This window comes from Sphingopyxis alaskensis RB2256, from assembly GCF_000013985.1.
Lineage (GTDB): Bacteria > Pseudomonadota > Alphaproteobacteria > Sphingomonadales > Sphingomonadaceae > Sphingopyxis > Sphingopyxis alaskensis.
In genome coordinates this window covers 2,000,386-2,013,842 of the sequence record NC_008048.1, presented here as the reverse complement: position 1 = coordinate 2,013,842, position 13,457 = coordinate 2,000,386, and the positions used below count along the sequence as shown (strand labels likewise).

Here is a 13,457-nt window from a genome sequence, read left to right as displayed (position 1 = left end):
CGACGAAGGGGCCGGGCCGTCGCATGATGGCCCGGCCCTTTTCTTTGAGCTGCGGCAAAAAGAAACCCCGGCCTCTCGCGTGGGGGGCCGGGGTTCGTTGTTTACGCGCGCCGCGGGATCAGAACTTGAACCCGGCAGAGATGCCGTAGCGGCGCGGGTCGAGCGTGAACACATTGGTGAACAGGCCCGACGACTGGTCGGTGACATACAGGCCGGTGACGGGCTGGCTGTCGAAGATGTTCGAAACAAACGCCTTCACGAACCATTTCTTGTCGGGACCATTCAGCTGGATCTGCGCATTGACCTGCGCATAGCCATTGATCTCGTTGATCCGGCCGTTGAAGATATTGCCATAGCTGTCGCCGGTATAGGTGACGTCGAGGCGCGGCGTCAGCGACATGTCGTTGGCGAAGTTGTGCGTGTACTGGACGCCCGCGCTGAACTTCACATTCGGCGCCTGCGGCAGCTTGTTGCCGCGGATGTTGACCGGCACGCCGGCATTTTCGATCGCGATGCCGCCGAACAGGGCGCCCACGGTCGCCGCATTGGCCTGAAGAACCGAACAGATGCCAAAGGCGCCCGGCGAATTGATGCCGCTGTTCGGGCCGAAGCCAGCGGGCCCCTGAAGGCCAAGGCTGGCGTTGATCGCGCTGACATAACCCGCCGTGCCCGCGGCGTTGCCCGCCGTCGTCGGAACGACCGCGCAGTTCGACCCGTTGGTGATATCCTTGATGATCACCGCGTCCGACCGGCCGCCCGACGGATCGCGCGGGTTGCCGAGGAACTTGTCGCTCGACACTTCGGTGTTGAGATAGCTCGCGCCGATATTGACGACAAAGTCGGGTGTGGGCGTGATCACCGCTTCGGCTTCAAGGCCCCAGATATTCGCATCGACATTGTCGTTGACCGACGTGCGCGCGACGATGCGGCTGAGTTGCAGATCCTTATACTGGTAATAGAAGCCCGTGACGTTGATCTGCAGCGCGCCAAAGCGGTTCTTCGACCCGATTTCGAATGCGTTGACGATTTCGGGCGAGAAGGCCTCATCGACCGCAAAGGCCGGTTGCAGCGGCGGGTTGATACCGCCCGACTTGTAACCGCGCGAATAGCTCGCATAAACGAGATTGTCGGGCGTGATCTTCCAGTCGAGCACCGCGCGGCCGGTGACCTCGTCGAAACCGACCTTTCGGACCTGGAAAAGCTGGTTGCCGGCAAGCCCCGGATCGGCGTCGAACGCGCCGACGAACGGCGAATCGAAGGCGCTGCCGGTCTGGCCGAAAGGAACGAGGAAGCTGGCCAGCGTCGAGCGTGCCTGTACCCGTTTCTTGTCGTTGTTGTAGCGCAGTCCGACGGTCAGCTTGATCGCGTCGTTGATCTCATAATAGCCCTCGCCGAAGAATCCGTAGGATTTGACCTTCAGATCGTCGGTATTGTTACGGAAAAAGGGCGTTGCGAGGAAAGATGGCGGAATCGTGCCTCCCGATCCCAGCGCGGTGAAGGTGCCGAGAATCCCGGTCAGATAGTCGATGCCGAACGAGTTCACATAATAGCTGTTTTCGGTGAGGTGCGACTCGCCGTAAATGCCGCCCAGCAGGAAGTTGAACGGGCCATCAAAGTCGGAGCTGACGATCATTTCGCCCGACCAGGCGTTGCTCTTCTGGTTCGAGCGGTCGAAATCCTGAGGTGTTGCGGTGCAGAGCGATCGGCCGCCATAGGAACCCAGTCCCGATTCCTCGGCCAGCGACGTGCATAGCACCCCATTCGGTCCGTTGGGGATCAGCGCCTGCGCGATCGGGGCGAAGAAGGATGCAGGCAGACCGGGAACCAGACCCGCTCCCGCGGCCGCAAGCGTGTTGAGCGCCGGCGCGAAGAAGCTGCGATCCTGGATCGACAGGTTGTAATCCTGGCTGCTGTCGACCCGCGCTTCCTGATAGACGCCGGCGAGCGAGACGTTGATCGCCCCGAAGCTGTGCTCAAGACGCCCCTGCAATTGCAGTTCGTCGGAGAAATAGGTCGGCGTAAAATCGGTGTTGACGACGCGCGGATCGGCGATCGGGGCGAAGGTCGAAAGCGCGTCGGGGCCGTAGAGACTACCCAGCGCGAACGCCGTCGGGATGCCGCGGATCGCGAGGAACTCGGCGCTTGTCAGAACCCCCACAAAGGTCGAATTGGCGTTGGTCACGCCCGGATCGCGGCGGTTGTTCAGACAACCCAGAACGCCGGTGGGATCGCGCTGGCAATATTGTTTCTGGATGCGCAGGCGGTTGTCGTCCTCGCGGAAATAATAGCCCATGAGGTCGAGCGTCGTGTCGGGGGTCGGCTGCCAGCGGATCGATCCGCGGATCGCATACATGTCGCGGTCGTCGATGCGGCTGTCGTCGAACAGGTTTTTCGTATAGCCGTCGCGGTTGAGGTAAAAGCCCGCGATGCGCACACCCAGCGTGTCGCCGATGGGCAGGTTGACCATGCCCTTGGCCTTGATGCTGTTGTAATTGCCATATTCGAACTCGCCCGCCGCGCCAAAGGCGTCGAGGTTGGGCTTGGCGGTGACGACGTTGACGACGCCCGAGGTCGCGTTGCGACCGAACAGCGTGCCCTGTGGGCCGCGCAGCACCTCGATGCGTTCGAGGTCGAAAAACTCGGTTTCGAACAGGCGCGTGCCGATGAGCGGCGATTCATTCTGGTGGATCGCCGTCGCGCTGTCGCAACTCACGCCAACGCAAAGGTCGCCGATGCCACGGATGGTAAAGCTCGACGAGGTGAAATTCGTCTTGGTGAAGGTGACGTTCGGGAGCGTCAGTTGCAGATCGGAAGGATTCTCGATCTGTTGCGCCTCCAGCGCCTCGGCCGAAAAGGCGCTGACCGCGATCGGCACATCCTGCAGTCGTTCCGACTGGCGCTGTGCGGTGACGACGATTTCGCCGCCGAACGCATCGCGCGCGACTTCCTCCTCCGCATCCTGCGCAAAGGCCGGTGTCGCCACCGCCATCGCAAGGATCGACGTTCCGATCAGTGCCTTGAACTTCATCTACAGCCTCCCTTTTTCAACCCCGCGAGTGCGGGGTCGCCCAACGTCAAATTGTGGTAAGGGGAGGGGAAACGACCAGACATGGCAAAGGGCAGCCGACCAGTGCGGCCATGTGCCCTTGCAATTCCCGCCTGCCAGCTGTGCTGGTCATCGTCCTCTCCCGCCGGCGTCGGGGAAAACGCGCGGCCTCTCCGGAATACGACCCGCTTGAGCGAGTTCTGTATGGCCTAAGGGTGCGCCGAGTTGACGAAAGCGTCAAGTGGCTTGTTCAACGGGAAAAAGGGCGCGAAACTGCGCCTGCCGGAAGTCGTGAAAAGTCAAGATTCCGCAACGTCAACTTGATCGTCGACGACAAATTCTTCGTGTACGGGCCTTGCGTATCGACCGCCGCGCGCCGAAATGTGCGACATGATAGCAACAGTGAAAGTGGGGCGATGAGCGAATTGGGACAGGATTTGGGACCGGACGGCAAGCTGATCGTTCCGGATCATGTCGCGGACGCCGTGCGCACGCTGATCGAATGGGCCGGCGACGATCCTGCGCGCGAAGGCCTGCTCGACACGCCACGCCGCGTCGCGCGCGCGTGGAAGGAATATTGTTCGGGCTATGGCGAAGATCCTTCGATCCACCTCTCGCGCACCTTTGAGGAGGTTGGCGGCTATGACGAGGTCGTGCTGCTGCGCGACATTCCCTTCCAGTCGCATTGCGAACATCATATGGCGCCGATCACGGGCAAGGCGTCGATCGCCTATCTGCCCAGGGACCGCGTCGTCGGCATTTCCAAGCTCGCGCGCGTTCTCAATGGCTATGCGCGGCGGCTTCAGGTGCAGGAGCGGCTGACCGCCGAAGTCGCGCAGTGCATCTGGGACAATCTCCAGCCGCACGGGGTCGCGGTGGTAATCGACGCGCAGCATGGCTGCATGACCGGACGCGGCGTCCGCACGCCCGGCGTCGGCATGGTAACGAGCCGCCTGCTCGGCTGTTTCCTCGAAGACCAGCGCAGCCGGAAGGAAGTGCTGGGTTTGATGGGCTATTGATCCTCAGCGCCGCCACATTCTGAGCAACTGATACTGGACGGCTTGGAGTCGCGTGTAGTTTGCGGGCTCCATCTTGCCGCCCTCCAGCGCCGCGATCTCGTTAAGTTCGTGCATGAGGTTCCGCTGTTGGACGTCGGGAATCAGGCTCTGGATAAAGGTGATGGCGACCAGTCGCTCGCCGCGGGTCACCGGTTCGACCTCGTGCAGCGTATGCGATGGGTAGACGATTGCGACGCCGGGCGCTTCCTTAAAGCGCAGATCGGCGTTACCGAGCTGCACATGGAGCGCGCCGCCGTCATAATCGGCGGGGTCGCTGAGGAAGATGGTACAGCTGACGTCGGTGCGAAGCTGGCCGTCGGGCAGCGGGATATAGGCGGCATCGGGGTGCAGCCCATAGTGCATGCCAGGGGTGTATCGCGTCAGCAGCGGCGGGGCGATGCGCGCGGGGAAGGAAAACTCCATGAAATCAGCGTTCTGGATCATCGCATCGAGCAGGATTTTCGACGAGCGTTCGTAAGCCGCCGCGTCGTGCAGTTGCAGGTTATTCTTTACCCTGGAATGCGGGTTACTGATCTTGCCGTCTACAAAGGTGCCGCTTGCGGCGATATCGCGCAGTGCGCGCACCGCATTGTCACCGAGCAGCTGAACAAGCTTGAACATTTTCGATCTTCCTAACAGCCGTGGATCGGCAGGTCGGCGAGGCTATTATAGCGCACCGCCATCGCTTCAACCCAGTCGATCGCGTCGGAGATAGCGGGGGCGTGACGGGCGGCCGCTTCGGCCTGAAGCTGGCGGCGCAGGTCGGGGCTGTAGCCGTGTTCGGGAGCCTTCGAGTATTGACGCATGATCGGACCGGCAAGCGCCATATCGATCCGCCTGGCGTCGACCGACAGGCCGAAATGTCCCGCCTGAACCGCGAGTGCGGAAGCAGGATCGCCCAAGAGGGTCTCGAAATCCGCCCATTCATAGCGCGGGTTGGTCGGCGGCAACGTACGCTGCGCGCTCGCCATCTCGCAAAGCCAGCTCATCGCGATGCGCGTGACCGGCGGGAGTTGCCATAACGCAAAGGGCAGGTCGGGAAACAGCGCCGCGAGCCGCGCCATGCGCGCCGGGGCCTGCGCCAGCGTCTCTTTCGTCGAGGCATCGCCGGCCAGGATCGTTTCGATATAGCGGGGCAGGGGGACGTGGAGAAACAATACGCGCCCTCCGTTCGCGGTCAAATCGTCGGCGATTGCGGTGATGACGCTCGACGCCTTGACGATCGGTTGCTGCCCTGGGCGGAAGCTCCGGCCCAGCCAGCCGCCGACCTGGCGCAGTCGCTCGCGGTAGAGCGCGGGTGACCATAAAGATTCGGGACGCTCGATACGTTCCGCAACCTGCGCGAGTGTGCGCAGCAGCATCGGTTCGCGCAGCGGCAGCACGTCGGCGATCTCGGCAATCAGGCGTGAAACGAGCGTCGAACCGACATGGCCGATGTGAAAGATGAAATGCGGATGCGGCGCGGCGGAGCCAAGGTCCGGCAGCGTCGTCCACGGCACCCATTCACGCCCGATCCGGTCGGTGAGCAAGCGCTGGTCGAGAAAGCTTGCGCTGCGATAATCACCTTCGCCGAGTTGCGCGATCAATATCCGGTCGTTCGCGAGGTCGGCCATATGCGGAAGCAGGCCCGCGTCGGTGGCAAAGCGTTCAGGAAGCGATAAGGCGGTCATCCCTGCCAGCCATAGGAAAGCGCATGGCGATTAGCCAGCCTTGACGGTGGGAGCAATAGGCCTGGCCCGGAGTCCAGTCGAAAGCCGCATGTGCACGATAACAGAGAGGCGCGGCCTTGCGGTCGCGCCCCTCCCCCCATTAGTCGGGAAGCCGGATCTAGCGCGAGGCGAGCCGCATCGGGCCGGCTTTGGCGGCCCACTGGATGCTTTCGCTGCCGCCCATCGCGCGGATGAAGCAGGGCTGGCCCTGCGTCCTGAGCTGGTTGCACAGGCTGGATGCGTCGGCGCGCGAGGCGAGGCCGTTGACCGTCAGGCGATAGAAGGTCCGCCCCTTGATCGTTGCAGTATGACTGGAGGCGGGGAAGCCGCCGAGTATGGCGTTGCGTTTTTTGAGCGTACCCCATTTTTCCTTGGCGATCGCCAGGCTGTCATAGGCGCCGAGCTGCACCGCCCAACCATCGGGCTTTCTGGCGTCGAAACCCATCGCCTTGGGCACCATGACCGTCGCGAGTTCGAGCGCCTGTTTCTGTGCCGGGCGGATATGACCTTCGCCTGCGACGCGCGGCGCGTGGCGGTAAGGGGTGGCATCGGCGAGGATGATCTGGGCAGCGGGCGCCGGCTGCGGCAATTCGGTGACCGGCACGACGCCGGCGGCGGTGCGTTCGGGCATCGGGAGTTCGACGCTGCGAATGCTGTTGCCGGCATCGGCGAGCATGGGCGGCGGCGGGGCATAGTCCGCGACCGGCGCCGGGTCGGCGCTTGCCACCTGGACGGGCGTGGTGCTGGCGGGTTCGGCGGCGGCCATCTGCATGTCGGCGAAATTGCGAAGCGCGAGGCGCACGGGCATTCCGGCGTCGGGCTGTGCGCTGGTGCCGATCAGGCTGGCGACGCGCACCTGCGCGTTCGGCTGTTCGGCGAGCTTTGACCATTCGGCCATCCGGCCTTCGAGCTTGGCGAGCGACAGATCCTGCGACGCGACAATGCGTGCCTGTGCCCAGCGGCCCGACAGCGCGAGCGCGAGCGCGAGATTCTGGCGCGTCCGCGCGTCGGCGCCTTCGGCGCGCGCGGCCTGCCCCAGCACATAGAGCGAGCCTTCGCTGTCCCCCGCGAGCGCGAGGGCGAGGCCAAGGTCGGACGCCGACACGGCGTCGCGATGGCGGGTGAGCAGCGCGACGGCATCGCCGTTGCGTCCCTGCGCGATCTCGGCGAGCGCGAATGAGAGGATGGTGTTGCTGTCGTTAGCGCCGAGTTCCATCGCCTCGGCGAGCGCGGCGGATGCCGACGCGAAGCGGCCGTCGCCGAGATAGGCCTGGCCCAGCAGCGCGCGATAGCCGGCGTCGCGAGGGCTTGCCGCGACGGCGGCTTCGGCCAGCGCAACGGCCTTGCCTGGTTTGCCCTCTTCGAGCGCGACGCGCGCCTTGTCGGCGGACTTTGCCGCGACCGCTGGCGTTCCGGCGGCGCGCGACGGCGCGTCGGCCATCTTGCCCATGCCGCTGCATCCCGTCGCCACGCCGAGCACGAAGCCCGAAACAGCGAGGTTCATCAACATCTTGCGGTTCATGTCGGCTTCCCCTGTAGGTCGTTTAGCGCTGCCCGCGTGCCGGGCGCGCCGCGGGCAGGCGGCTCGCCATCGCGTCGATTTCGGGCAACGACGCCAGATAATCGTCGAGCAGGTCGGTCAGGATCATCTGCGACGACCGGTTCGTGACCGCGCTGGCCAGGCGCAGGCGCAGATGGCGCTCGGCGTCGAGACGCAGCGTGAAGGCCGCTTTTTCGCGGGCACGCTGCGTGCGCGGCGCCTTTTCCCTTTTTGCGCTCGATTCGGGACGCGCCTCGACCTTGCGCGCGACCGCGGCGACCCGCTCGATCAACGATTCCTGCTGGCGCACGACCTCGGGCACTTCGGTTGCTTCGGCCATCAAACCCCCGGCGCCCGGATCGGCATCGAGCGGCCCGGCGACGAGATCATGGCCTTCACTTTCGTCGACGGCGTGTTCGGCCTCGACATTGTGCGCGAGGACCGATCCGGTCAGCAGCGGTTTGAGGTCGAGCATCCGCGCGGGTTCGCCCGACTGGTCGGGGTCGACATCATAACCCATGTCGTTCCAGCCAAGGTCGTCATAGCCCATGCTGCCCATCGGGGCGGGGCCGCTGCCCAGCGGCTGGCGGCGCATGGCGGGGCGTGCGCCGCCCTTGCGGGCCAGGAGTCCGGCGCTCAGCGATGCGAGGGGTTTCGGTTCGCCCATGGTTCCTGTCCCTCCCGTCACTGGCCAGCGATGCGGCGGCCAAAACCACCGCCCATCGGGCGAACCGTGCCGTAATTGCCCTGTTGGGGCAGCGGCGCGGCGAAAACGGTGCGGCGGAAGTTCTTTTCGAGCCGGTCGTTCATATAGGTCCACAGCTGGCGGATCTCTTCGGCCGAACGGCCGTTCGGATCGACCTCCATCACCGTGCGGCCGTCGATCATCGAGGCGGCATAGTCGGTGCGATGGTGCAGCGTGACGGGGGCGACGGTGCCGTGCTGCGACAGGGCGACGGCGGCTTCGCTGGTAATCTTGGCTTTCGGGGTCGCGGCGTTGACGACGAATACCAGCGGCTTGCCGGCGCGTTCGCACAGGTCGACGGTAGCGCCGACGGCGCGCAGGTCGTGCGGGCTGGGGCGCGTCGGCACGACGATCAGCTCGGCGACCGAAATGACGCTCTGGATCGCCATGGTGATCGCGGGCGGGGTGTCGATGACCGCGAGCTTGAAGCCCTGCTGGCGCAGGATTTCAAGGTCGGACGCGAGCCGCGCAACGGTGGTCTGTGCAAAGGCGGGAAGGTCGGTTTCGCGTTCGTTCCACCAGTCGGCGAGCGAACCCTGCGGGTCGATGTCGATGAGGACGACGGGACCGGCGCCGGCAAGCTGTGCCTGCACCGCAAGGTGCCCCGACAGCGTCGTCTTGCCCGACCCGCCCTTCTGTGAAGCCAATGCCAATACGCGCACTGCGTTACCCCCTCGGAAATCCATCAAATCGGCGAAGGGATGCCACGCAGGGCGCTAAAATTGAGTTAACGATGATAAAAAGAGCGTGAACGAGTTGTTTGCGATCATGGTAAACGGACCGCTAATTCCGATCTGTCCCATCGTGGTGCGGATTCGGTGCGCCCCTATTTGCCGCTAACGCCGTGTTAGCCAATTGACGCTATGGGCTTTCCGGGGACTGCGGCCGCCGGGATGCGGCGCAAGTCATTGGAGAATATCATGCCTTCGTTCCGCACCATTGTTTTGCTGGCCCTGCCGCTGCTCGGCATATCGACGCTTGCGGTGCCCGCGCGCGCCGACGTCAAGGAGGGCGTCGACGCATGGCAGGCGGGCGATTATCGGACGGCCGTTGCCGAATGGCGCCCGCTGGCGATCGCGGGCGATGCCGATGCGCAGTTCAATCTGGGGCAGGCGTACAAGCTCGGCCGCGGCGTTCCCGCCGATCTGGCGCAGGCGGAGGCTTGGTATCGCCGCGCCGCCAAACAGGGGCATTTGCAGGCGGAGGACAATCTCGGCCTCGTGCTGTTCACCGCGAACCGGCGCGAGGAAGCGATGCCCTTGATCGCGAGGTCGGCGGCGCGCGGCGAACCGCGCGCGCAATATGTTCTTGGCACCGCGCATTTCAACGGCGACCTTGCGGAGCGCGACTGGCCGCGGGCCTATGCGCTCACCAAGCGCGCGAGCGACGCCGGGCTCTCGATCGCTTCGGCACGGCTCGCCCAGCTCGACAATCTGATCCCGCTCGACCAGCGCCAGCGCGGCCTCGCGATGATCCCCGACATGGAGCGCAGCGAGCAGCGCGAGCGGCTTGCCGCGGTCAGCGCAGCCGCGCCGGCCGCACCGAAGCCCGCGCCGACGTCGCCGATCAAGACCGCGAGCCTGCCGCCCTCGGCGCCGGGAACGAGCTATACCCCGCCGCCGGTCATCGCCGCGACGAAGCCGGCACCCGCGCCTCGCAGCAAGCCCGTGACGGCCTCTTCACCCGTCGCGAGCGCTGCCGCGGCGGCTGCCGTCGAGGCAACCGCTGAGGCCATGGCTGCGACCGGGCAGCCGGGCACCACCTATGCCGCGCCGCCCGAAAGCAATGCGCCGCCGTCGGCCGGGCCAGAGGCGGCACCGGCCGCTCCCGGACCTGCCCGCTCCGTTCCTGCACCGCCCCCCGGCCACGACGCGACTGCAAGCCCATGGCGCGCGCAGCTCGGAGCCTTTGGGGTCGAAGCCAATGCCCGTGGCCTGTGGGCAGCGCTCGAAAAGAAGCACCCTGCCGTTGCGGGACGCGAGCGGCATATGGTCAAAAGCGGCAAGCTCACCCGCCTGCAGGCTGGCGGTTTCGCAAACAAGGGCGAAGCCGAAAGATTCTGCGCGTCGTTGCGCAAGGATGGTCAGGCCTGTCTGGTGGTTGACAGATAGGCGATTTTTGCCGCGCGTCAGCAACGGCGACGCAGTCCGCTACTTCGGTGTTTCGACGCGCTCGCTGGCCAGCCGCCTGGCGAGCGCGCGGCGCGAGCGGTCGGCATAGGCGCGGCAGGCGCCGGCTTTTTCGCTGTAGCGCCCGTTGCCCGCATTGTCGGGGTGCGCTGAGATCAATATGTCGCACGGCACCGCATCCATCTTGCGATAACTTGCCTCAAAGCCTTTGATGAAGGGTTTGCCCGCGCGGGAGGTGAAGCGATAGCCATCGGCCGAGACGGGATTGAGGCTCGATGCAAACACCACCGCCTTGCAAACGCGGCCCTCGCATGCCTGCCACGTCCAGCTCATGCTGCCCATCGTGTGCCCCGGCGTTGCGATGGCGGTGATCGCCGTCGTGCCAAGCCGCAGCACTTCGCCATCCTTCATCGTGCGGACGTTCGCGACCGCGGGCCAACTGCCGCCATAGCCGAGCTGCGGGTCGTCGGCCGCGTGGCGGCCGCTGCGCAGCCCCTCGGCGCCGCGCACGCTTGCGACCACCGCCGCGCCGGTGTCGCGCGCGAGCGCGGCGAGGCCGCCGGCATGGTCGAAATGGGGTTCGGTGCTCAGAATATATTTGATGTCTTGCGGGTCGAAGCCGAGCTTGCGCACATTGGCGAGGATTGCGGGCGCCGCCTGCGGCAGCGCGCCGTCGACGAGCACCAGCCCGTCGCCCGTGTCGATCAGTGCGACGCTCAGCCCCGCGAAGCCGACAAGATAGGTGTTGCCAAAGATTTTTTCGGGTTCCGCAGGCGCCAGCCATTCCGCCGATCGTGACGTCTCGATCGGCTGCGTCAGCGGATCGATCGCCGGAACGGGCGTCCCGCCCGCACCCGCAAGCCACAGAAACAGGCTCATTACTTCGATCATCATCATCTCCTTTCGTCATCGAAAATGCCCGTTCGCCCTCCGTGCGACAAAGCATCATTTCTCGACAAAGCCATGAGAATAATTGATGATAAGCCATGGACCGCGCGCAGCTTCCCCTCAATGCCCTCCGCGCTTTCGAGGCTGCGGCGCGCCATCTCAATTTCACGCGCGCGGGATTGGAACTCTGCGTCAGCCAGGGGGCGGTGAGCCATCAGGTCGCCGCGCTCGAGCGCCGCCTTGGCACGCGGCTGTTTCACCGCCTTCCGCGCGGGCTGGCCCTGACCGACGAAGGCCATGCGCTTGTCCCCGTGGTGTCGGAGGCGTTCGACCGTGTCGCCGCAACGCTTGACCAATATGCCGATGGCCGCTTTCGCGAGACACTGAAGGTCGGGGTGGTCGGCACCTTTGCGACCGGCTGGCTGATGCCACGGCTTGACGCCTTTTCGCGCGCGCATCCGTCGATCGACCTGCGTATTGCGACAAACAACAACCGGGTCGACCTTGCGGGCGAGGGGCTCGACTATGCGATCCGCTTCGGCGACGGCGCATGGCACGGCACCCACGCCGAACCTTTGCTTGATGCGCCGATGGCGCCGATCTGCGCGCCGGTGGTCGCGGCGCGGCTCAGGACGCCCGCCGATCTTGCGTCCGAGCGGCTGCTTCGATCCTATCGCGCCGACGAATGGGCGCTCTGGTTCGGTGCGGCGGGCATCGCCGCGCCGGTAATGCGCGGTCCGGTCTTCGACAGCTCGGCGCTGATGGCGGCGGCTGCGGCGGCGGGGCAGGGGGTGGCGCTTGCGCCGCCGTCGATGTTCACGCGCGAACTTGCCGCCGAGTTGCTTGTCCAGCCGTTCGCCATCGCGGTCGACACGGGGCGCTACTGGCTGACGCGGCTGATGTCGCGCGCCGAGAGTGAGGGGATGCTTCGCTTTCGCGCATGGCTGTTCGCCGAGGTGGCAGCGGCGGGCGCATGAAGCGCCGCGCGCCATAGCAAAAGGGCCGCGCTTCCCTTTCGGAAAACGCGGCCCTTTCAAAAGGCCTTTCAGGAAACTTAAGCTTCCTTGGCGTCGTCCGCGTCCTCGTCGCTGGCCTCGGCGGCCAGTTCCGACGGCGGGGTCGCCGCTTCGAACTCTTCTTCGCTGTCGGGTTCGAGCGCGGCGGCGGCGGCTTCGGCCTGCTCCTCCTCGAACATTGCGGCGATGACGTCGATGCCCTGGCTCTGCATTTCGGCTTCGTCGGGCGAGCGCGCGACGTTGACGCCGACGGTCACGACGACTTCGGGGTGCAGCTTGACCTTGACGTCGACCAGGCCCAGCGACTTGATCGGGCGTTCGAGTTCGACCATCGACTTGGTCACGCCGGTAACGCCGTCCTCGGCCAGCGCATCGACGATGTCGCGAACCGAAACCGAACCATAAAGCTGGCCGGTGTTCGACGCCTGGCGGATCAGGACGATCTGCTTGCCGTCGATGTCCTTCGCGCGGCCTTCGGCCTCGCTGCGCCGTTCGGCGTTGTCGGCCTCGATCTTCGCACGGTTCGCTTCGAACAGCTTGCGGTTCGCCTCGTTCGCACGCAGCGCCTTGTTGTTCGGCAGCAGATAGTTGCGGGCAAAGCCGTTCTTGACGGTGACGACATCGCCGATACCGCCCAGTTTCTCGATTCGTTCGAGCAGGATGATTTCCATGACGCTGCCCTCCTTACTTCACAATGTAGGGGAGCAGACCGATGTGGCGGGCGCGCTTGATCGCCTTGGCCAGCTCGCGCTGCTTCTTGGTGGACACCGCGGTGATCCGCGACGGGACGATCTTGCCGCGCTCGGACAGGTAACCCTGGAGCAGGCGGACGTCCTTGTAATCGATGACCGGTGCGTCCTTCGCGCTGAAGGGGCAGGTCTTGCGGCGGCGGAAAAAGGGTCGTGCCATGGTGCTGTTCCTTATTCTTCGCCGTCGCGGTCACGGCCGCCACGGCCGCCCCGACGTTCCTGCTTGCGCATCATCACCGACGGGCCCTTTTCGAGTTCGTCGACCTTGATCGTCATCCAGCGGATGATGTCCTCGTTGATCGCCGCCTGACGTTCGATCTCCGCGATCGCTTCGCCCGACACTTCGGCCGAGAGCATCACATAATGACCCTTGCGGTTCTTCTGGATCTTGTAGGCGAGCTGCTTGAGGCCCCAGGTCTCGGTCTTGTGGACCTGGCCCTTATATTCGCCGATGACGCCCGTAACGGTTTCCGCCAGCGCATCGACCTGAGCCTGGCTCAGGTCCTGACGCGCGATAAAGACATGCTCGTAAAACGGCATGATGCGCTTCCTTCGATTTGGCCGATCGCTGGTTTCG

Annotated in this window: 13 protein-coding genes; 3 read left to right on the top strand and 10 right to left on the bottom strand. The window is 65.0% G+C overall.

What is annotated here, in order from left to right; all coding sequences use genetic code 11:
• Positions 1 to 118: 118 nt before the first annotated feature.
• Complete coding sequence (locus SALA_RS09710; RefSeq protein ID WP_011542201.1) at positions 119 to 3,028, bottom strand: TonB-dependent receptor; 2,910 nt, start codon at positions 3,026 to 3,028, stop codon at positions 119 to 121.
• Between the two features lie 434 nt (positions 3,029 to 3,462).
• Between SALA_RS09710 and folE the strand changes: the two genes are divergently transcribed.
• Positions 3,463 to 4,065, top strand: a complete 603-nt coding sequence (gene folE / locus SALA_RS09705) for a GTP cyclohydrolase I FolE (protein WP_011542200.1) — start codon at positions 3,463 to 3,465, stop codon at positions 4,063 to 4,065.
• 3 nt (positions 4,066 to 4,068) lie between these two features.
• On the opposite strand, the gene SALA_RS09700 is transcribed toward folE, so the two are convergent.
• The 5 genes from SALA_RS09700 to SALA_RS09680 form a co-directional block, all read right to left on the bottom strand.
• Complete coding sequence (locus SALA_RS09700; RefSeq protein WP_011542199.1) at positions 4,069 to 4,725, bottom strand: Fe2+-dependent dioxygenase; 657 nt, start codon at positions 4,723 to 4,725, stop codon at positions 4,069 to 4,071.
• Between the two features lie 11 nt (positions 4,726 to 4,736).
• Positions 4,737 to 5,774, bottom strand: a complete 1,038-nt coding sequence (locus SALA_RS09695; protein ID WP_011542198.1) for a hypothetical protein — start codon at positions 5,772 to 5,774, stop codon at positions 4,737 to 4,739.
• A 157-nt stretch (positions 5,775 to 5,931) separates the two neighbouring features.
• A complete protein-coding gene (locus SALA_RS09690) occupies positions 5,932 to 7,335 on the bottom strand; it encodes an SPOR domain-containing protein (protein WP_011542197.1) in 1,404 nt (467 codons plus the stop codon).
• A gap of 22 nt (positions 7,336 to 7,357) precedes the next feature.
• The gene (locus SALA_RS09685; RefSeq protein WP_011542196.1) at positions 7,358 to 8,020 is read right to left on the bottom strand and encodes a hypothetical protein; all 663 of its coding nucleotides are present in this window, start codon (positions 8,018 to 8,020) and stop codon (positions 7,358 to 7,360) included.
• 17 nt (positions 8,021 to 8,037) lie between these two features.
• A complete protein-coding gene (locus SALA_RS09680) occupies positions 8,038 to 8,760 on the bottom strand; it encodes a ParA family protein (RefSeq protein ID WP_011542195.1) in 723 nt (240 codons plus the stop codon).
• A 258-nt stretch (positions 8,761 to 9,018) separates the two neighbouring features.
• Between SALA_RS09680 and SALA_RS09675 the strand changes: the two genes are divergently transcribed.
• Positions 9,019 to 10,209 carry an SPOR domain-containing protein gene (locus tag SALA_RS09675; protein ID WP_011542194.1) on the top strand — a complete coding sequence of 397 codons (1,191 nt, stop codon included), beginning with the start codon at positions 9,019 to 9,021 and terminating at the stop codon, positions 10,207 to 10,209.
• A gap of 39 nt (positions 10,210 to 10,248) precedes the next feature.
• On the opposite strand, the gene bla is transcribed toward SALA_RS09675, so the two are convergent.
• Positions 10,249 to 11,118, bottom strand: a complete 870-nt coding sequence (gene bla / locus SALA_RS09670; protein WP_011542193.1) for a subclass B3 metallo-beta-lactamase — start codon at positions 11,116 to 11,118, stop codon at positions 10,249 to 10,251.
• 95 nt (positions 11,119 to 11,213) lie between these two features.
• Between bla and SALA_RS09665 the strand changes: the two genes are divergently transcribed.
• Positions 11,214 to 12,092, top strand: coding sequence for a LysR family transcriptional regulator (locus SALA_RS09665; RefSeq protein WP_011542192.1), 879 nt, complete (start codon positions 11,214 to 11,216; stop codon positions 12,090 to 12,092).
• A 77-nt stretch (positions 12,093 to 12,169) separates the two neighbouring features.
• Here the strand turns inward: SALA_RS09665 and rplI are convergent, their stop codons facing one another.
• The 3 genes from rplI to rpsF are packed head-to-tail and all read right to left on the bottom strand — an operon-like array spanning position 12,170 to position 13,420.
• The gene (rplI, locus tag SALA_RS09660) at positions 12,170 to 12,802 is read right to left on the bottom strand and encodes a 50S ribosomal protein L9 (RefSeq protein ID WP_011542191.1); all 633 of its coding nucleotides are present in this window, start codon (positions 12,800 to 12,802) and stop codon (positions 12,170 to 12,172) included.
• Positions 12,803 to 12,815: 13 nt separating this feature from the next.
• The gene (gene rpsR, locus SALA_RS09655; protein ID WP_003040094.1) at positions 12,816 to 13,040 is read right to left on the bottom strand and encodes a 30S ribosomal protein S18; all 225 of its coding nucleotides are present in this window, start codon (positions 13,038 to 13,040) and stop codon (positions 12,816 to 12,818) included.
• A gap of 11 nt (positions 13,041 to 13,051) precedes the next feature.
• Positions 13,052 to 13,420, bottom strand: coding sequence for a 30S ribosomal protein S6 (gene rpsF / locus SALA_RS09650; protein ID WP_011542190.1), 369 nt, complete (start codon positions 13,418 to 13,420; stop codon positions 13,052 to 13,054).
• Between the last annotated feature and the right edge of the window lie 37 nt (positions 13,421 to 13,457).